Genomic DNA, 18,042 nt, shown 5'->3' on the forward strand with positions numbered 1-18,042 from the left:
CTATCACGTCCATTCCGGTTACCTTCGAATCAACCGCTACGTCGCACAATGAACAGTGCTGCCGGTACGAAGATCACAACCCGGGGAACCCTTGATGCTGAAACGATGGTGAAGGGCTGCCTATTCATCGTGTAGGTCTTGCCAGATCAGAGCAGAGTCCGCAGCAAACTTCGTACTGAGCAGTAGTTTCCGGGTTCGAGGTTGGCTTATGGACAGCACCAGCCTGCCAGATTTCATCGCCTGGGCTGTGACTGATCCACGTGGTACTTCATATGCCATACCTGCGGGTCGACTACCCCACCTGTTGGGGTTGAAGCAGAGCAGGCGCCGGTCTGTCAATGCGATATACGCCGATGCTGGAAGGAATATCGCGGGCAGGGTGCCCCAGGCACGTTTGGCTGTCGAGCATGCGACGATGCGCTCTCCGTCGGCGATGAAGGACAGGGCATGTTTCCTTATCCGATGTGGCAGGTCTTTGTATAGCGCATCAGGGAGCACATCTCATCCTTCGTCAGCTGTTGGCAAAATAGTAGATCGCTCCGATCACTCCGCCCACCGTGCCCCCGATGAGCCCACCAGCCTCGGCTCCGCCGGGAACAGTGATCGGCGCGAACGGTCCCCCAAGAAGCCCCAGAGTGCCTCCAATGATCGCGCCTGCCACCGCGAATGTTCCGGCAAAACTGGATACTGTGCTGGTGAAGTCATCCCAGCTGAAGGTGCCGGTGGGGTCGGCATTGTTGATGGGGTCACCGGCGGCGTACTGGTAGCGGTTGGCATTGCTCGGGTCCAGTGGCGTGTTGCGGGTGTCTTGTTGGGTCCAGGTGCCGGTGACCGGGTCATACCAGCGGGCGCCGTACTTGAGGTGCCCGGTGGCGCGGTCTTGCAGGCCGCCGCCGTAGAGGTAGGGGTTCTCCGACACTCCGGTGCCGCCGCTGTTGGTGGTCAGGGTGGCGGTGCCGTAGGGGTCGAAGCTGTAGACGTAGGCGGTGGAGCTGAAGTCCGTGAGCAGCGCGACCGGGTTGTTGCGCCCGTCATAGACGTACAGGGCGACGGTGCCGGTGCTGGTCTGGATCATCACCGGCAGCCCGGTCGGGTCATGGGCGAGGTAGGCGTTGGCCACCGAGGTGCCTGAGGTACGGGTCACGGTTTCGATGACGGGCAGGCCGTTGCGGTCGGTCCGGCCGTAGGCGTACTTGTACGTCGCCCCGCCGCTGGTGACGGTTGCCTGGGACAGCAGCTCGTTCTGGTTGGTGCCGGCGTAGCTGTAGGTGGTGGTGATGCCGCCGGTGACGGTGCTGGTCTGCTGGGAGTTGGCGTTGAAGGCCGCGGTGTGCCCGGGCTGAGTGGTCTGGTTGCCCGAGCCGTCGTAGGCGTAGCCGGTGCTGCTGATCTGGTTGCCCGCGTTGAACGTCAAGCTCTGACTGGTCGGGCTGGTGCCGGTGACCGAGCTGCTGGTGCGGTTGCCCGCGGCGTTGTAGGCGTAGCTGTAGGTCCGCGGATTGGACCCGCCGGTGACCGCGGCCTGGGTCAGCCGGCCGGCGGTGTCGTAGGAGTAGGTGGCCGTCTCCCCGGACACCGCGTCGCTGACCCAGCGGATCTTCGTGCGGTCGGCGGTCGTGCTGGTCCGGTTGCAGGCCGGCGCGACGGCGCCGGCGGCGTAGCAGGCGGTCTGGTTGACGACCGTGGTCGGGGTGGTCGCCGGGCCCCGCTCGCCGAGCACGGTCTGGACCCGGCCGGAGGAGTCGTAGTCGGTGTGGGTGTGCGCGGCCCAGGTGGTGTGGCCGGTGTTGCTGGCCAGCCAGGTGTCGGTGCGCCGGCCGTTGGCGTCGTTGGCGAACCGGGTGACCGCGGTGCCGGTGCCCTTGGGGTAGGTCATCGAGGTCAGCAGGTGCGCGGCGTCGTAGCCGTAGCTGGTGGTGCCGTGCGCGTCGGTCTCGGTCGCCAGCGCCCCGGCCAGGTCGTAGGTGTAGCTGATCGTGCCACCACCGGCGGTGTTGCTGGTGGACAGCAGCTTGCCCAGGTCGTCATAGCTGTAGGTGGTGGTTCCATTGCCGTCGATGCGCTCGATCAGCCGGTTCTCGCTGTCATAGCCGTAGGTCACATCGGCGGTGTTGGCGTTGCTGGAATGGATCCGGGTGATCAGGTCGGCGTCGTCGTAGGTGTAGGTGCTGAGGTTGCCGCGGCCGTCGGTTGCCGTGCGCAGCCGGCCGTAGCCGTCCCAGGCGTAGGTCCGCTGGCCGAGACTGGTGCCGGTCGGCGCGGTGATGGTGGACAGGTCGTGCAGGCTGTCGTAACCGTAGGAGGTCTGCACCCCGGTCGCTGCGCCCGGGGACTGTGAGGTCGCGGGGGTGCCGTCAGTGTTGTAGGTGACCTTGGCCGGCGGGCCGCTGGGGCCCTGTGCGCTGGTCTGCTGGTTGCCCTGCCCGTCATAGGTGTAGGTGAGGCTGTTGCCGGAGTCATCGGTGGTCGAGGACGGCAGGTACTTCGCGGCGCCGGTGTTGGCGTACGCCGCCGACCCGGTCGCGCCGGCGGGGCTGGCCACCGACGTCAGCGACTCACCGCTGTTCGCGCCGTAGCTGAACGTGGTGCCGCCGCCGGCGGCCGGCGTCGCCGAGGCGATGTCCTGCAACGTCGTGTAGCTCTTGGACCTCGTGTGCCCGTTCGGATCGGTCGTCGAGGACACCAGCTGTGACCCGCTCGTGGTCAGGTTGTAGGTGGTGTGCGGCACCGAGGCCACCGACAGCGACTGGTCCGTCGTCGGATCGGCCACCAGGGTCTGGGTGGTCGACGGGTAGCTCAACCGCGTGGTGGACGTACCGGCACCAGCAGCGTTCGTCTGGTCAACCCGCGACACCTTGCCCGAACTGAAGGACAACGTGGTGCTCGCCCCGTCCGGGTTGGTGATCCTCGTCAACGGGTTGGCTGATCCCGTGACCGGGTCGGTGAAACCGGTGACGCCAGCGTCCAGATCGGTCACCGAGAGGAACTGACCGGCGCTGATGTCGTGGGTGAAGGTGATCGTCCGGCTAGCCGACCCGTCGGTCTGCGTCAACGCCGTGATCCGGCCGCCGTTGGTGGTGATGCTCAGGGTGCGCGCCGGATTCGGCCCGCGGGAGGTCACCACACTGACCGGCACGCCGGAGGAGTAGTTGAACGTGGTGGTGTTGCCGTTGCGGTCCTTGTCGGTGCTCAACCGCCCCGCGGCGGTGAAGTTCAGCACCTCACCGGTGCCGTGCGCGGTCATCTTCCAACCGCCGCCGGTCACCGTCACCAGATCAGCCCGGAACTGCACCGGCGCCGCGAACCCGCCCGTGCCGTTCGGGGTGAACACCCCCGTCAGGCCGCCCGGCCCGTAGTAGGTGATGGTGCCGTCGCTGTTGGCGACCAGCCGCTGGTCAAAACCGGTGATCGACCAGCCCGAACCTAGGGAACCGGTCACCGCCGACGGAATGCTCGAGCCGTTGACCGAGGAGTTGTAGTACAGGTTGATCGGAACGTCGGCCGTCACACCCGGCAACGTGATCAACCGGTCGGTGAACAGCGCATTGCCCGAGCCCACGTCCACCGACAGGTTCGCCGTCCCGGAAATCCCGAAGTTGAGCCGGGTCGCGTTGCGACGCTCGCCGGCCCGTGGTGCCGGATTCGCCACCGCCGAAGCGGGCGACGCCGTCACCGTCACCGCGGCGAGCGTGCCCGCCGTCAATACCAACACGGTCAACCAGGAGGGGACGCGGGCACCCCGAAGAACACCGTTCACAACGGCTCGCTTTCCACGAAAGTAGGGACGACCGAGCAGGGGGGCAGCGGACGCTGTTCGCCACAACCACACAGTCGGAACCAGGACGGGAACCTGCCGTGGCCCCCGAGCGGCCCATCGACGACGAGTCGGCACCTGTCATCGAGGTGAGAATCCACCTGAGCCGCAGTTGAATGCTCAGTTAAGCCAGAGGTACGGTCAAGTTCTTTGGCCGGAAATGGCGGTAAGTGAACGGCGCTTGGCAGTTCAGCTCACCATCGCACGCTTCGTACACTCGCGCGCCCTGGCTACATCCGCCGGATCGTGGTGCTCACTGAACGACGCCCTGGGCCTGGGATCGGGCGTGCTGCTCGATGCCGCCGCGGTGGCCGATCAGGCCGGCGAAGGCCAGCTGGGTGCGAATCCGGCAGTCGGCCAGCACGGTACTGCCGTCGGCGGACAGTCCTGCCTGGACGCTGACCTGAGCGCGGCCGTCGTCGGCGGCGAGGTAGTTCTGCACGGCTGCCTGCACGGCGGCCAGCGGCAGGGTGGCTGAAAGTTCGTGGGTGCGAGCAGCGGGGCCGTCGATCGCGTTCGCCCCGGCCACCGCCGCGCCGTCGCAGACGCTCTGCAGATCACGCTGCTGGGTGAAGGCGTCACTGGCCATTACCGCCCCGGCCACCATCAGCAGCCCGATCAGGAAGAACCCGAGGATCAGCGGAATGGTGGAGCCCCGGTCATCGCCGGCCCGCTGCAGGATCCGGCTCGCTCGGCCTGCTCGGCTCATCGACTCATCGGCTCATCGGCTTGCTCGCCCGCTCGGCTCATCGGGTGATGATCCGGAAGTCATCGACATGCACCAGGTACCGGCCGATGATCGTGACACCGCGCCCGGACAGCACGGTCGGAACCGCCGGCAGCGGCTGATGCCTGATCACGCAGACCGCGAACACCGACGCCGGAGCCAGCGACGGCACCGTCGCCGCGCCGCGGCAGTCCGCCCCGGCCTCGACGTAGCGCAACTCCACCTCGGCCGGGGTCAGGCCCTGGCCGTGCAGGGCGGCCCGCAGCGCGGCCTGTGCCCGAAACTCGGCCTGCTCGGCGGTCGCCGAGGTCGCGAGCGCCCGCCCGACGTCGCGGGCGGCATTCGTGGTCGCCAACCGGCTGCGTTGCACCACCGCGACCGCCACGATCAGGTAGATCAGCGGAACCAGGACCAGCACCGCGACGAAGACGAACTCGATGATCGCGCTGGCCCGCTCGCCATCGCGCCGTACCAGCTGGCACCGCTGCGAGAGGGTGATTCTCACGGATCGTCCTTCAACGACTGCCCGCTGACATCGACCCGCACGAGCGCACCGATCGGCAGGAAGACCGATCTGATCGTTCCGCGGCACCGCACCTCGGCGGTCCTCAGCCCGCTGCCGGCCTCGGCGACCAGGGCACCCGCACACGGCAACTCGCGCGCCATGCGAGGACTCAGCGCGCGCCCCAGCAAGCCGCTGGCCCGGTCGCCACCGGCCTGCGGTGACACACCGGCATTGGCCGCGTAGCGAGCTCCGTCAGCAGCAGCCGCCGATGCCACCGAGCGGACATAGAACAGTGCCGCCACCTGCACCACCGCGAACAGCAGCATCACCAGCAGCACCGACATGAGACAGAACTCGACGACCGCGGACCCGCGGTCCTCCCTCAGAACCTGGACACGCCGGCGATCAGCCACCGTCTCAGTTACCGGCCTCGCCGGTCACCGAGTCGATCGCGTTGCTGACCGCATCGGTGATCTTCGCCTTGAACACCCCGAAGATCACCACCACCAGTCCCGCCGACATCACCGTGACCATCACCCACCCGGGCACATCACCGCGAGCCGGGTCCACGCCCCGCACCCGCCGCCGCGCGAGCAGGTACCCATTGCCGAACCAGGCCGCCAGCAGCTGAGCCTGAACCATTCGCCTATCCCCTTCCATCGGCCCGCACAGCGCGCGCCTGTCTCCATGTGTGACCAGCAGTGAATGTGCCTATTTCGACAGTGAAACCAGCGTCAGCAGCCCCGGGTACAGGGCAAACAGCACCGTCACCGGCAGGATCAGGAACACCACCGGCACCATCATCTGCAGCTCCTTGCGGCCACCGGCTTCCAGCAGCGCCCGCTTGGCGAACTCCCGGACGTCGGTTGCCTGCGCCCGCAGCACGTCGGCCAGCGGCGTCCCCCGCTCGATGGCAACCAGCAGCCCCTGGATGAACCTGCTGAACGGTTCGAGGGTGGTGCGCTCGGCGAGCTCACCGAGAGCCCTGGTGATCGGCTTGCCGGCCCGGGCTTCGTCGAGCGCTCCTTGCAGGTCCCGGGTCAGTTCGCCGCGGGTCAGCCGGCAGACCCGCTGCATGGCGTCGATCGGCGCCTCACCGGCCAGCACGGCGAGTGCCAGCAGGTCGGCGATCACCGGGAACTCGGCCAGCATCGCGCGCTCACGCCGCTGAACCTGTTGGGTGAGCCACCAGTCCCGCGCCAGCACCCCGCCGATCGCGCCGATCAGCGCCGCACCCGCGACCAGGACCGGATCGACGCCGCCACGCAGGTAGGTCAGACCCGTCAAGCCGATCGCGCCGCCGATCATGGCGAGGCCACCCCAGACCACCTGCTCCATCCGGAAGTCCTCGACGTCGGCGGTCAGCCCCAGGCCGCCGAGCCTGCGGCGCACGGAGGCCGAACCCCCGACCAACCGGTCCAGCCAGCGGACCAGCCCGGTCGCTGCCGGGCCGAGCAGTCGCCGGGCCACGTCCAGCGGTGCGGCGGGGCCGGCCGGATGCGCGAGCAGCCGGGACGGTGCGGGCGTGTCAGCGAGGTAGGGAGCTATCCGGTCGGTGAGCCGGATCGCCCGCATCGGCGGCGCTGACCGGATTGCCAGCAGGGCACCGAGCGCGGCGAGGAGACCCAGGGCTGCGCCCAGCCACCAGCTCGTCATCGCGGCACCGTGTTCATCGCGGCACCGTGTTCATCGCAGCACCGTGTTCATCGCAGGACGCGGGGTTCTTCGGGCAACCGCCCGATCCGCACCATGATCCGGTAGGCGACCAGGCACACCGCCGCGCCGATGCCCAGCAGCACTACGCCACCGGAGGAATCGAAGGTCTGCAGCGTCGAGGACTCGGCGCCCAGCAACAACAGCACGATCCACGGCGCGGCCACCGCCAGCCGCGCCGCGCTGATCGTCCAGCCCTGGCGGGTCTCCAGCTCGGCGCGGGTCCGGGCATCCACCCGCAGCAGCTCGGACAGCGTGCGGAGCACGGTGCCGAGATCGCTGCCGCCCACCTCGCGCGCTACCCGCAGCGTCTCGCACACCCGATCTCCCACCGGGTCGGCCAGGTCGTGCTTCAAGGCATTCAGGCACTCGGCGAACCGGCCACTGGCCCGGTAGGCCACCCCGAACCGCACGAAGGCCGGCCGCAGCGGCTCCGGCCCGCGGACGCCGAGGCCGGATACCCCTTCGGGCAAGGACATTCCGGCCCGGACGGCCGATGCCAGGTTGTCGATGGCTTCTGGCCACAATTCGCGCAAGGCGACCTGGCGGCGCTGGCGCATCCGCCGGACCACGGCCAGCGGAGCGACGAAGGCGAACACCGTGAAGCAGGCGGCGACGGCCATGGTGGCGGTGAGAAGCTGCACGAGCAGTCCGGCCAGGACGGCCGAGATCACCTGCAGGCTGAACAGTTGCGCCGAGCTCACCGAGTCGATGCCCGCCTGCCTCATCAGCTCGTCCCGGCGCATCGTCCAGCCCAGCCGCTGAGGCCTGCGGTGCGGTGCGCGGGGACCACTGCGCCAGATCAGCAGCAGGCCGACGCCCGCGAGCAGCCCTAGGAACGCGCCCACGTCAGGTCCCTGTCCGATGGGAGCCCATACCGGCAGCCGGCGTGCGGCTGGCTGCCCCGCCGAGCAGCTGCGCGAGGTCATGGCCGGCTTGCTCGTAACGCTCGCGATGCGGCGGGTAGCCATCGCCGCGGCGCAGCTGGCCCTGCCGGTACCCGAAGATCTCCGAGGTCTCGATGACCTCGCCCTCGGCCCGTCCGGTGACGGCGACGATCTCGCGTACCCGGCGCTGGCCCCGGTGGTCGGCGCCCAGGTGCACCACCAGATCGACCGACGCCGCCACCGTCGGCACCACGAACGCCGCGCTGACGTTCTCGCCGGCCAGCAGCGGCAGCGTGCACATCTTGACCAGGGCCTCCCGGGCGGAATTCGCGTGCAGGGTGCACATGCCGGGCAGCCCGGAGTTCAGCGCGATCAGCAGGTCCAGGCATTCCTCCTGCCGGACCTCGCCGACGATGATCCGGTTGGGCCGCATTCGCAGCGCCTCCTTGACCAGCCTGCGCAGGCTGATCTCACCGGTTCCCTCAAGGTTCGGCTGCCTGGTCTGCATCGACACCACGTCGGGCAGTGGCACTTGCAGTTCGAATACCTCCTCGGCGGTGATCACCCGCTCGGTGGCCGGGATCGCCGCGCACAGGGCATTGAGCATGGTGGTCTTGCCGGCCTGGGTGCTGCCCGAGACCAGCACATTCAGCCCTGCGGCGACCGAGGCTTCCAGGAACCGGGCGGCCGGTTCGGGAAGCGAGCCCAGCCGGACCAGCTCGTCCAGGCCGGCGACGCCGATCACGAACTTGCGGATGTTGACCGCCATATGCAGCCGGGTGATGGACGGGATGACGACATGCAGCCGGGAGCCGTCGGGTAGCTGGGCGTCGACGAACGGCGCGCTGAGATCGAGCCGGCGGCCGGACAGCCGCAGCATCCGCTCGACCAGGTCGGCGACCTCGTCGCTGGTCAGGATCACCGTGGTCAGCTCCGAGCGGCCGTGCCGGGCGATGAACACCCGGCCCGGCTCGTTGATCCAGATCTCCTCGACCGCGCGGTCGTCGAAGTACTGCTGCAGCGGGCCGAAGCCGGCCACCTGGTCGAAGACGGTGCGGGCGGCAGTGTCGGCATCACCCAGCGGCGGCAGCGCCGACATCGCGGCCCGGTCCAGGTAGTCGGTGAGCACCTCATCCACCAGCCGCCGGGTCGCCTCGGGCTCCAGCACCGGATCGAGCTGGCGGCGGCGCACCAGCTCGCGGACCTCGCCCTCGACGATCGACTGCGCGCTCGCCACTGCTCACCCCCGATAGATTTCAAGATCAACCGAGGCAGCTTAACGGCCTAATGTGCGACCTAACCGCTTAGGGGTCAATCTGTGGAAACGTGTAGATGATCTGTCGTGCGTTCGGCTGGCTGCGCCCATTCGGTGTAGTTGCGGCCCTCCTGCATGCCAGCATCGCGGCATGCGCACATCTCATGTCCTCGGAGCAGTGGCCCTCGTTGCGACCTCAATGGTCGTCGCGACTCCCGCCGGAGCCGCGCGTCGAACCGAACACCTCAAGCTCACCATCAGTTCGGTGACCAGCCCGATCTTCATCTACGACGTCGGCATCGCCGAGCCGAACCTGGTGCCGGCCATCTATGTGACCGGCCGGTTGACCGGCTGCATAGCTGGCACCGACGACTACGGCGAGGGCACCACGGTGGAGCAGGACGGCCACTTCCTGGGCGAGGTGTTCGAACGTGCCGGATCGGGGCTGACCTCGTGCTCGGACCCCGCTGGCTCCACGGTCGGAAGCGAACCGATCTATGGCGGCAGCGCCTTCCCGGTACACCCGGGACGGGTCCGGATCACCATGACCGTGGTTAGTTACCACACCAACGCCAGATTAACCGTGACCCGCTGGGCCACCGTTCCCGGCTGACCCGGTTCACGTCAACTGCCTAGCCGGGCGGGACCCCGCTGTCGAACCGGTCGCAGGTGCGCGACCGTCTCACACCTTGTCGATGATGGTCAGCACTACCCGACCAGGCCGATGAACGCCCCGACCAGTGCGATCTATGTGGTCGTGGACATGGCGTACCACTGCTGCCGCAGGTTCAGCATGAGTCGGTCAGCCCCCCAACCCGGTACCGATTGACACACCGTCCAAAGCTTCTCGACCCGCCCGGTCGTCGCGGTGGTCAATGCGGGACTGATCGCGGTCAGCCAGCAGCCGGCTACCAGGGGCTGTCTCCATGTCCCTGCCAGCTTGCATCGTGAGGTGGGGCTCGTCATACCGCGAGGTGCTCGGCATGATGACTGAGCCGGTGTGGTGTGGTGCGAGTTTCGCAACGAATTGGTAGCCGAACACGGTCGGGCGTAACCGGACGAGCGCGCGGTCCAGGCGGTGGGCGAGCCGGCTTATCGGGTTGTCGTTCAGGGCGAGAACGTCCAGGGGGAGTCCGGTGTAGTCGAGTGCGAGGATGTCGAGGCCGCTGCGGGCGACGAGTCGCCGCAGGCTGCTGCGGGTGAAGAACCGTAGATGAGTCTGATCCAGGATTCCGCGCCGGTCGTAGTCGAAGGTACCTAACGCAGCCCGCCCTCGGGAGTACCAGTATCCGAAGTTCGGTGTGGAGATGATGATGACACCCCCAGGTGCGAGCACGTGAGCCATGTCGCGCAGCAGCTTCTCAGGGTCCCGTACGTGCTCGATCACATCGGCAGCGACGACTACGTCGAAACCGGTACCGGCCGAGTGCGGGATCCCGTATTCCAGGTCACCGAGACAGAAACTGTCGAGTCGTTCCCGTGCCCCCGGAATCTCGACGCTGTCGACGCCCGTGACGTGGTGGCCGCGCTGCCGCATCAGCTCGGACAGCTTGGCGCCCGAACAGCCAAGGTCCAGTACCCGGCCAGGTGCGATGCCCGTCAACAGCTGCATGATGAGCGTGTGCGAGGTGCCCTCGCCTTGCTTCAAAGCGTATTCGACGTCGGTGGGGACCCAGGCGTGCGTGCCGATGCCCATTTTCGTCAGGCGATATTGCACGACGTCGCGAATGACATCCCGGGCGTATTGTAGCCCGTCGACGTAACAGATCTCGTCGCCGTAGTAAGTGGGTATCGGAATCTCGACGATATGTTTCCCAGCATCGAGGAGTTGAACGATAATTTGGGTGTCGAAGTCGAAAGCGTCGGTGTTGCGGTCAAAGGGTATATCGGCAAGTGCGGAGACGCGGTAGGCGCGGTAACCCGAGTGGAATTCGGTCAAGGACGAGGAGAGTAGCCGGTTCTCCACCCAAGTCAGGATCTTGTTTCCGACATACTTGTACAGCGGCATGCCACCGGCGCGGGCCGTGCCGGGCTGCATCATCCGCGATCCGAAGACGGCGTCGGCTTCACCGCTGATCAACGGAGCGACCATCTCGGGCAGGCATTCAGGGGCGTACTGACCGTCCCCGTGCAGCAGTACGACGATGTCCAATCCGCGATCGATCGCAGCGAGGTAGCCCTGTTTCTGGTTACCGCCATAGCCCAGGTTGCGTAGATGCCGTACCACGGTCGTCGAGATGTCGGCGTTCACGGCACGCCACGCTAACCCGTGATCGACAGTGGCGTCCGGGCTGGCGTCATCGAAGATCAGAATCTCGTCAATCTCTGCACGAAAATCAATGGGGATGCGGTCAAGGGTGGCCTGCAGCGTAGATGCGGCGTTGTACGTCACGACCAGAAGGCCGATTCGCAGCCGGCCCTTCTTGCTGGTGACGCTGCCGGGCGCGGGGTCAGTCGGCGTAAGTTGGTTGCGCACCGGGAATACGTTACTCCCGCAAGGACCGCGTTTGAACCAAACCCGTCGACATTCAACACTAAGGTGTTATTGTTCGGGCCATGCGGCAAGCACCTGACAAGGCTTCGCCGAGGTGGCGACGCGAACCACGACCGGCCGCCCGCGAAGCTCGCCTCCCTGCAATTGCGGCCGGCAGGCTAAACTGCGGCGGACTGACTCACGTCAGGTTGCGCAAAGCACTGCACAATACCGTGGCCCCTACAGTCGTCGGCATCGTCATCGAGAGCGACGAGCGGGCAAGTTCTCGCGGTCATTGCGGAACTCGCGCAGACCCCACAAGTGAGTAGCCATCGAGTGGGCGGACCTGATACAGAACGCCTGACGCTCAGGACCGGTCGGGGCCGGTGGGCGGTGCTGCTCGTCGCCGGGCTATTTCTGCTCGTGAAGTTGCTCCTGGCGTGGCGCAGTGGGGGAACCGAGGATATTGCGACGTGGCAGACCTTCGCCGCGGGGGTCAAGGACAAGGGCCCCATCGACGTCTACTCGATTGACTTCATGAAGACCAGCCACCGGCTGTACAACCACCCGCCGCTGGCCGGGTGGTTGCTCGAGCTGGCTAACGGCCTTTCCTCCGTGGGCATCCATCTTCGGTTTACCCTTCGGGCCGTTGCCAGCATCGCTGACGTCTGTTCGGCGCTCCTCACATTCGAGATCGTGCGTCGTCGCTCGTCTCTGCCGCATGCGATCACGGCTGGCATGATTGTCGGCGCGAGCCCCGTGCTGTTGCTGATCTCGGGATATCACGGCAACACTGACCCGATATTCGTCGCCCTTGTGCTGCTGGGTGCGTTCCTCCTCGTTGACAAGGAGATGGCTGTTGCAGGCGGTGCCGCCTTGGCGTTGGCGCTGAGCATAAAGATCGTGCCGATCGTGGTGCTTCCTACGTTAGCGGTCTATCTGGTGAGACATCGCCGGAGCCTGCTGCCCAGAACGATCGCGGCGTTCGGGGCCGTATGCATCACTGTCTGGGCTGTTCCAGTGCTCACCGAGTGGGACAGCATTAGGGACAACGTTTTCGGATATACAGGTATAGCATCCCGCCAATGGGGCTTGGTCCAGCTCGCCAAGGCGGCTCACAGCACCGGCCTGGTGGATTTTATGATCCGGTCGGGAAAAACCATCTCTTTCTCGATTGCCTGTCTCGTACCGGCTGCGATTGTATGGCGACGATGTGACTACGCCGTCCAGGGCGTTTGCCTCGCACTTGTAATGTTTTTGGCACTGAGCCCAGCATTCGGAGTCCAATACCTGGCGTGGGCCCTCGCGGCAAGCTGTATCCTCAACATTCGATTTGCTGCCCTCTATAATCTGCTCGCGGGTCTGTTCCTATATTTCGTCTATGACCACTGGAACAGTGGTTTGCCGTGGACGCACATCGCGAGGGGGCAGAAGCTGACCTCATTCGAGGTCGATGTCGGGCTCGCGGTGTGGGTGGTTCTAGCGTTGCTCGCCCGCCACGAAGTTCTCACTGCTTGGCGGCATACACCGCAGACGAGCTGACCGTCGGGAGACGTTGTCCTGTCCGGATGCGCGCTCACCCTCCAGGTCCGCGAGATCGCTGACGGAGCTGCACAGCTGGAGATGGATCGAGGCGGGCCTGCGGACGTGCTGCGCCGGTGTCGTCCGGTCCTAAGACGCGGATGCCGATGAGCGTGACTCCCGTCGTGCTTCGCGTTGCCCCGCGATCAGCTTGGTTGAGTAGCTTACGGTCGAGTCGCAGGCGCCCAGCTCACCAGAGCTTGTCGAGGGCGCCGGAGAAGAGCTCGATCCGGGCACCGATGAAGTCCGGGCGATGGCTCCGGGCTCGCTCGGTGAAGAATCCGGCGCGGTGATGACCCAGCTGAGGCCGCTCGCCTCGTATCGCTGGCCCGCGTGCACGATCTCCTTGCTCAGGACGTCGAGCGAGGCGACGACGACTTGGTTGACGGCCAGAATCATCGTGACCGGCCGCATGATCTGGTCGTGCGTGGTGCGGCTGATATCTCGCGTGATCCCGGGCCCCATCACCCGCTGCAGGGCAACGATCTGTGCTCGCAGGTCGGGAGGTGCTTCGGCCTCCCGGAAGCTCAGGAGATCCATCGCACGACGATAACGGGCGACCCGCGGCAACCGCACCGCTCAGCGGATAGCGGCATACATGTCGAGGTCCTCTAGGTGCTGACGACTTCGGCGCGGGCCAACTCCAAGAATTCGGTTCGGCGCGTTTGGTAGACGCGGAGCGGGTCACGGTAGGAGGCGCTTCTGTAGTGGGCGCCCGACTGGACAGCCTCACGGAAATCATAAAGAGCCTGTCGGACGGCCTGAGCGGCCCCGAGCGTGGCGGGCTCGGCGAAGATGTACATCTCGTAGTAGTCGCGTGCGACCTCACTGTCAATCAAGGCACGCACACCCTCGACGTTCTCAGTCAGCGGCTCCGGGCAGCCCGGCGCGGTCCGTCCAACAAGGTGAGCACTGTTGTGAGCTGACCGGATGAACTGTCGGTATGCAGTAGCACGCTGCCCTCTGAGGTCCTCCAGGCGATTACTTCGACGCTCATCAGCGCGACGCCGCGCATCCACCCAGTAAGTGACTCCAGCCCCGAGTAGCAAAGTGACGATGGGAAGGATGATGTTGAGTACTGCCATGGTCTAAAGATCCCACGCGTCGTCACAGCTCCGCGGGAAGCACGGTCTGACGAGCCCGGTGCCGACCCGAACGTCAAGATGCAACCGATTCTTGACGACCTTGCCCACGGGGGATCGATCCTTAGTAATGCACCAGCGCCAGGCCGTTGATGCGGTTGATTGCCGATGCGACCACCGAGGCACCGATCGCGTTGAAGCAAGTGGAGCCGGTGGGTCCGTACCCGACCGACACGATTCCGGCGGCGATGTATCCCGAGCTGTTGCTGTAGTAGATAGGGCCGCCGCTGTCTCCCTTGCACATGATGGGACCTGTGGCACCTGCCTTTATCGTCATCGTGACCACCCACCACGCGCGCGGACCTCCCGCCGACACGAAGTCTTGTGCGCCGGAGATAAGGTTGCAGTTCGGCGTGCTAACTGCCCCTGAAAGGCAATAGTTGCCGCCCGAGGGGATGCCATTCGCGGCATAGCCAACGATGGGCACACTATTGGTGTCTGTGTTGTAGATGCGGCCATCGTTGGACTGGCCGCCGCTAAGTCTGATGACACCCATATCATAGCTCGGGGTCTGGTCATACAGCTCATGGATGAAGTCGGTGGTTCCCATGTACGACCCGGCGCCGGTATAGACGGCTTGTCCGTCGAGGAAGTTGGAGCAATGCGCGGCTGTGAGCATGAAGCGCGCGGTGGATCCCGTGGCATACATGCTGAAACCGTCCGTGCATCCTAGGTTTCCTACCACAGTGACTGCGCCGCCATAGTAGGGGGACGTGTCCGCATCACGGCTCGCGAGGTGCACAGCCTCGACTTGGGAGGCTGATGCAATAGCCACACCCGTTGTGGCGCTCAAGTGGCGCACGGCAGCCAATACCGCGGCAGGAGCCCGATCGAGGTTTCCGGACTTCACCCGTAACCCGGAGCCATCCGTTGCGAGTTCAATGGAGAAAGCGCCTGTCGGGTGAAGCAGCAGCGCCAACCTCTCCGTGACCTGCTGCAGTTGCTTGACCGAGTGCTTCGCCGGCCGGAAGACCAGGGATATGCCAGCGCTGCGCGCGCGGGCCGACAGAGCACTTAGTGTGGCCGGCTTCCTCGTGGAATAAACGTAGTATCGGTGCCCCACGACATCGATCTCCGTGCCGGCCAGGACGTCCGCTGTGAGCGCCGTGCGCACTTGGCTGTCAAGCGACAGGTACTCGGCTTGGGCGAGCATGGCCTTCTGCTGCGCAGGCGTCAGTGCCGGCCCCGAGCGCGCGGGGCTCCCGGGAGATGCCGCTCCAGCAGAGACCTGCACCGCCACGGCGGTGACTGCAGTCAACAGCAGCGCGGACGTCGCCAAACCGATGAATCGGGATGCTCGAAGGGTGTGCCCGGTCATGTCGCTCTCTCTCATGCGCCTTGCTCGGGACTGCCCACATCAGGGCGTCCGCTGTCGAACTCGGCCAGCGCTCCCGAGACAATTTGATACAAATCTCATTCCGGACCATAGCACCAAATAGTGCCACTAGCAGCTATTTCGTGCTTCGGGACCAGACCACCTACGACTGCGGCTCGTCGATCGTTAAGGTTGCTCTGGCGATCCTTCCGGGAAGTCGGCACGGGTCATTCCGACGGCATGACCGGGGGGCCACTGGACCATTTCGATGCGGTAGCCATCGGGATCCGTGAGCCAGGTGGTCAAGAAGTCTTCTGAACCGTCCGGGGAGGCGGGGGTGTCCACCTGGATGCCCTGGGCGGCGAGGCGACCGATTGTTTCGCGCAGGTCCTCGGTCTGGATGACGAGGTGGTTGAAGCCGCCAGGGTTGACCGGCCCTCTGGCGGGATCGTGGACAAGTTCAACGCTGACATAGTCGTCCTCGGGGAGCTTCAGCATCGTCAGGCTCCCCATGGGGGATTCCTGCACCGTCCCGATCACTTCGTATCCGAGACTCGCGTAGAAGTCGCGGGATCGTTCGAGGTCCTGGACCCGGAGGCCGACGTGCAGTGTCCTCATCCTCGTCCTTCGTTGGGCTCGCCCGTCACCGGGAACAGCAGCCGCCCGGTCGTCGGAGCAGTGCTGGCTGACGCACGCGGCCACTCAGTCGAGACAGAACTCGTTGCCCTCGACGTCCTGCATCACCAGGCACGACTCGTTGTACTCATCGGCAGTCAGTAGTCGCACGCGTACCGCGCCGAGCGGGACCAGTCGCGCGCATTCGGCCTCAAGTACGGCCAGCCGCTCCTCACCCACGAGCCCGGTGCCGACCCGCACGTCGAGATGCACCCGATTCTTGACGACCTTGCCTTCGGGAACGCGCTGGAAGAACAGTCGCGGGCCCACACCTGAGGGATCGATGCAGGCGAACGCCGAACCCTGGTGCTCGGGCGGCAGTGCGCGATCGAAATCGTCCCAACTGGCAAACCCCTCCGGTGGCGGCGGAACGACGTAGCCCAACACCTCGCACCAGAAACGAGCGACACGCTCAGGTTCCGCGCAGTCGAAGGTGACTTGGAACTGCTTGACCGACGCCATCCGTCCACCATAGAGGCGCGACCCAGCCGCGGCGTCACCGAGGCGGTATGGCGGTGCTTGTTCGACTACTCGGCCCGGTGCGACGACTACCGATCTCGGCAGGCTGTGGACCGTGATCAGCTTACGGCCCGTCCCATTCCCTGATGCCGTCGCATTGCTCCACCCGGATCACAGAGCTCTCAGTGGCCGCACTGCGTTGACTGAGCTCTCTAGTTCGCGTCCAGCCCGAGGAGGGTGCGCCATGTTGCCTCACCCACGATCCCATCGACCTTGATAGTTCTCGCTTTGGTTTGGAACGCTTGGACAGCGTCGCGAGTACGAGGCCCGAAGTCCCCGTCAATCGGCAGGGTTTGGTCTGAATACTTCCCCGGGTCCGCGGCCCGGAGCAGGCCTTGCAGGCGTGCGACGGGTGAGCCGTGGGCACCTTGCCTGAGAGTGGGCAACATGGCAGCGATGTCCTCCTCGGTTGTGACTTGTTGGCGCACCCTTACCTTGACGACATCGAGCCAATTACGCGCCAGGTCCAGCGACGTCGGTATCTCGATGTATGGCGTTCCGTCGATAGTCCGGCCGCGATACTGCAGTATCGCGTTGCTGGCGTGATCCTTACGTGCTGCAAGTGCAGCCCCCAGGGAAAAATCCGAAAGCTTGGCGTGTTCTGCCGCTTCCAGCAGCTGAACAAGAGCATCGTTACGGCCGGGCTCGTAGTGATCCAGCAGCCCAGCGGGGCCGAACAAGGCAGCTCTCAACTCATCGTCACGCTCCAACGCTCGTGGGAGCGTCAGCATCATGAGAACACGCAACAGCCGTGTAACGCCCGTAACCGAGCGTGCCTGGATGGCTAGTTCGGATCCGCGACTCTGCAGTTCGAGCAATGCACGCTTGAAGAAGGAGGCGCGTTCGCCGGTCGCGAGTTCGGTCCACCGTGGTTGGAGGAGCGCAAGAGCGGCGGCGGGGTCGACCGTCACGGGTTGTGGATCCCACTCGTGGGCGTAGGGGAACGCGACTCCGTTGTCGAAGGTGCGAGGACCGTCCTCGGACGACCAACTCTCGGCGACCACCGAGCTCAGCATCTGCGGCGTCGGCGTGGCGGGGTCCTCCCCACGCGAATAGCGATATATCCACTCCAGGTCAACAGGACCGTCCATGCTCACAACTGGCGCTCTGGCACCGCTCGCGGTCCTCAGGTGCATGGTCACGCACATTCCCACGATCATGGGTCGCTCCCGTGCGGTCCGGGGATCTATGTTCACTACCGCCCCGTTCCATATTCCCCAGGGTCGGTACGTGGCCTCCAGCGAGCAATCCCCCTTGAGCAGTGCCCAGTAGCACCAGTCCGGAAGTGCTAGTGGATGAGTTGTGTCAGTCTCCAAGCCTTCCCCCGTCAGCAGATGTAACAGCCCCTCGAAGGGAAGTGACGGGCCGTCGCCGACCTCGCATTGGATCTCGCCGGGCGCCCTCGTGCGTGCTTGGGCTATGAGGCTGAGCCGTAG

The 18,042-nt window shown here is 65.6% G+C and carries 17 protein-coding genes and 1 pseudogene; 2 read left to right on the forward strand and 16 right to left on the reverse strand.

The genetic code is table 11. The features are described from left to right. Positions 1-511: 511 nt before the first annotated feature. The 8 genes from VF542_RS18500 to VF542_RS18535 form a co-directional block, all read right to left on the reverse strand. Positions 512-3,703: an RHS repeat domain-containing protein gene (locus VF542_RS18500; RefSeq protein ID WP_408653170.1), complete on the reverse strand. Its 3,192-nt coding sequence runs from the start codon at positions 3,701-3,703 to the stop codon at positions 512-514. A gap of 364 nt (positions 3,704-4,067) precedes the next feature. Continuing rightward, the gene (locus VF542_RS18505; protein ID WP_408653171.1) at positions 4,068-4,523 is read right to left on the reverse strand and encodes a pilus assembly protein TadG-related protein; all 456 of its coding nucleotides are present in this window, start codon (positions 4,521-4,523) and stop codon (positions 4,068-4,070) included. A gap of 37 nt (positions 4,524-4,560) precedes the next feature. After that, a complete protein-coding gene (locus tag VF542_RS18510; protein WP_408653172.1) occupies positions 4,561-5,046 on the reverse strand; it encodes a hypothetical protein in 486 nt (161 codons plus the stop codon). Continuing rightward, the gene (locus tag VF542_RS18515) at positions 5,043-5,459 is read right to left on the reverse strand and encodes a TadE/TadG family type IV pilus assembly protein (RefSeq protein ID WP_408653173.1); all 417 of its coding nucleotides are present in this window, start codon (positions 5,457-5,459) and stop codon (positions 5,043-5,045) included. Before VF542_RS18515 ends, VF542_RS18510 begins: the two co-directional genes overlap by 4 nt. Positions 5,460-5,463: 4 nt before the next feature. Continuing rightward, positions 5,464-5,688 carry a hypothetical protein gene (locus VF542_RS18520; protein WP_408653174.1) on the reverse strand — a complete coding sequence of 75 codons (225 nt, stop codon included), beginning with the start codon at positions 5,686-5,688 and terminating at the stop codon, positions 5,464-5,466. Between the two features lie 69 nt (positions 5,689-5,757). Then, positions 5,758-6,702: a type II secretion system F family protein gene (locus VF542_RS18525; RefSeq protein ID WP_408653175.1), complete on the reverse strand. Its 945-nt coding sequence runs from the start codon at positions 6,700-6,702 to the stop codon at positions 5,758-5,760. A 47-nt stretch (positions 6,703-6,749) separates the two neighbouring features. After that, a complete protein-coding gene (locus tag VF542_RS18530; protein WP_408653176.1) occupies positions 6,750-7,607 on the reverse strand; it encodes a type II secretion system F family protein in 858 nt (285 codons plus the stop codon). A gap of 1 nt (position 7,608) precedes the next feature. Next, complete coding sequence (locus VF542_RS18535; protein WP_408653177.1) at positions 7,609-8,883, reverse strand: CpaF family protein; 1,275 nt, start codon at positions 8,881-8,883, stop codon at positions 7,609-7,611. A 283-nt stretch (positions 8,884-9,166) separates the two neighbouring features. On the opposite strand from VF542_RS18535, the gene VF542_RS18540 reads away from it, so the two are divergent. After that, positions 9,167-9,514 carry a hypothetical protein gene (locus VF542_RS18540; protein WP_408653178.1) on the forward strand — a complete coding sequence of 116 codons (348 nt, stop codon included), beginning with the start codon at positions 9,167-9,169 and terminating at the stop codon, positions 9,512-9,514. Between the two features lie 189 nt (positions 9,515-9,703). Here VF542_RS18540 and VF542_RS18545 read toward each other — a convergent pair whose 3' ends face one another. Then, a complete protein-coding gene (locus tag VF542_RS18545) occupies positions 9,704-11,377 on the reverse strand; it encodes a methyltransferase domain-containing protein (RefSeq protein WP_408653179.1) in 1,674 nt (557 codons plus the stop codon). Positions 11,378-11,767: 390 nt separating this feature from the next. Between VF542_RS18545 and VF542_RS18550 the strand changes: the two genes are divergently transcribed. Next, positions 11,768-12,916 carry a hypothetical protein gene (locus tag VF542_RS18550; RefSeq protein ID WP_408653180.1) on the forward strand — a complete coding sequence of 383 codons (1,149 nt, stop codon included), beginning with the start codon at positions 11,768-11,770 and terminating at the stop codon, positions 12,914-12,916. A gap of 129 nt (positions 12,917-13,045) precedes the next feature. On the opposite strand, the gene VF542_RS18555 is transcribed toward VF542_RS18550, so the two are convergent. The 7 genes and pseudogenes from VF542_RS18555 to VF542_RS18585 all read right to left on the reverse strand — a co-directional run bounded on the left by VF542_RS18555 (position 13,046) and on the right by VF542_RS18585 (position 17,766). Continuing rightward, the gene (locus VF542_RS18555; RefSeq protein ID WP_408653181.1) at positions 13,046-13,495 is read right to left on the reverse strand and encodes a hypothetical protein; all 450 of its coding nucleotides are present in this window, start codon (positions 13,493-13,495) and stop codon (positions 13,046-13,048) included. A gap of 71 nt (positions 13,496-13,566) precedes the next feature. After that, on the reverse strand, positions 13,567-14,040 hold the full coding sequence (locus VF542_RS18560; RefSeq protein WP_408653182.1) for a hypothetical protein: 474 nt from the start codon (positions 14,038-14,040) through the stop codon (positions 13,567-13,569). Positions 14,041-14,088: 48 nt separating this feature from the next. Beyond that, positions 14,089-14,157 (reverse strand): annotated as a pseudogene (locus tag VF542_RS18565) (VOC family protein); the annotation flags it as partial. 4 nt (positions 14,158-14,161) lie between these two features. Further along, a complete protein-coding gene (locus tag VF542_RS18570; RefSeq protein ID WP_408653183.1) occupies positions 14,162-15,415 on the reverse strand; it encodes a trypsin-like serine protease in 1,254 nt (417 codons plus the stop codon). Between the two features lie 183 nt (positions 15,416-15,598). Beyond that, positions 15,599-16,030, reverse strand: a complete 432-nt coding sequence (locus tag VF542_RS18575; protein WP_408653184.1) for a VOC family protein — start codon at positions 16,028-16,030, stop codon at positions 15,599-15,601. A gap of 84 nt (positions 16,031-16,114) precedes the next feature. Continuing rightward, complete coding sequence (locus VF542_RS18580; RefSeq protein WP_408653185.1) at positions 16,115-16,549, reverse strand: VOC family protein; 435 nt, start codon at positions 16,547-16,549, stop codon at positions 16,115-16,117. 209 nt (positions 16,550-16,758) lie between these two features. Next, on the reverse strand, positions 16,759-17,766 hold the full coding sequence (locus VF542_RS18585; RefSeq protein WP_408653186.1) for a peptidoglycan-binding domain-containing protein: 1,008 nt from the start codon (positions 17,764-17,766) through the stop codon (positions 16,759-16,761). Positions 17,767-18,042: the final 276 nt, after the last annotated feature.

Origin of the sequence: Jatrophihabitans sp. (genome assembly GCF_036389215.1) — a bacterium.
Lineage (GTDB): Bacteria > Actinomycetota > Actinomycetes > Mycobacteriales > Jatrophihabitantaceae > Jatrophihabitans_A.

Coding starts and splice junctions, on each gene's coding strand:
- VF542_RS18505 (WP_408653171.1), bottom strand. CDS start 4,523: ATGAGCCGAGCAGGCCGAGCGAGCCGGATCCTGCAGCGGGCCGGCGAT.
- VF542_RS18520 (WP_408653174.1), bottom strand. CDS start 5,688: ATGGTTCAGGCTCAGCTGCTGGCGGCCTGGTTCGGCAATGGGTACCTG.
- VF542_RS18525 (WP_408653175.1), bottom strand. CDS start 6,702: ATGACGAGCTGGTGGCTGGGCGCAGCCCTGGGTCTCCTCGCCGCGCTC.
- VF542_RS18555 (WP_408653181.1), bottom strand. CDS start 13,495: ATGGATCTCCTGAGCTTCCGGGAGGCCGAAGCACCTCCCGACCTGCGA.
- VF542_RS18560 (WP_408653182.1), bottom strand. CDS start 14,040: ATGGCAGTACTCAACATCATCCTTCCCATCGTCACTTTGCTACTCGGG.
- VF542_RS18570 (WP_408653183.1), bottom strand. CDS start 15,415: ATGACCGGGCACACCCTTCGAGCATCCCGATTCATCGGTTTGGCGACG.
- VF542_RS18575 (WP_408653184.1), bottom strand. CDS start 16,030: ATGAGGACACTGCACGTCGGCCTCCGGGTCCAGGACCTCGAACGATCC.
- VF542_RS18580 (WP_408653185.1), bottom strand. CDS start 16,549: ATGGCGTCGGTCAAGCAGTTCCAAGTCACCTTCGACTGCGCGGAACCT.
- VF542_RS18585 (WP_408653186.1), bottom strand. CDS start 17,766: ATGATCGTGGGAATGTGCGTGACCATGCACCTGAGGACCGCGAGCGGT.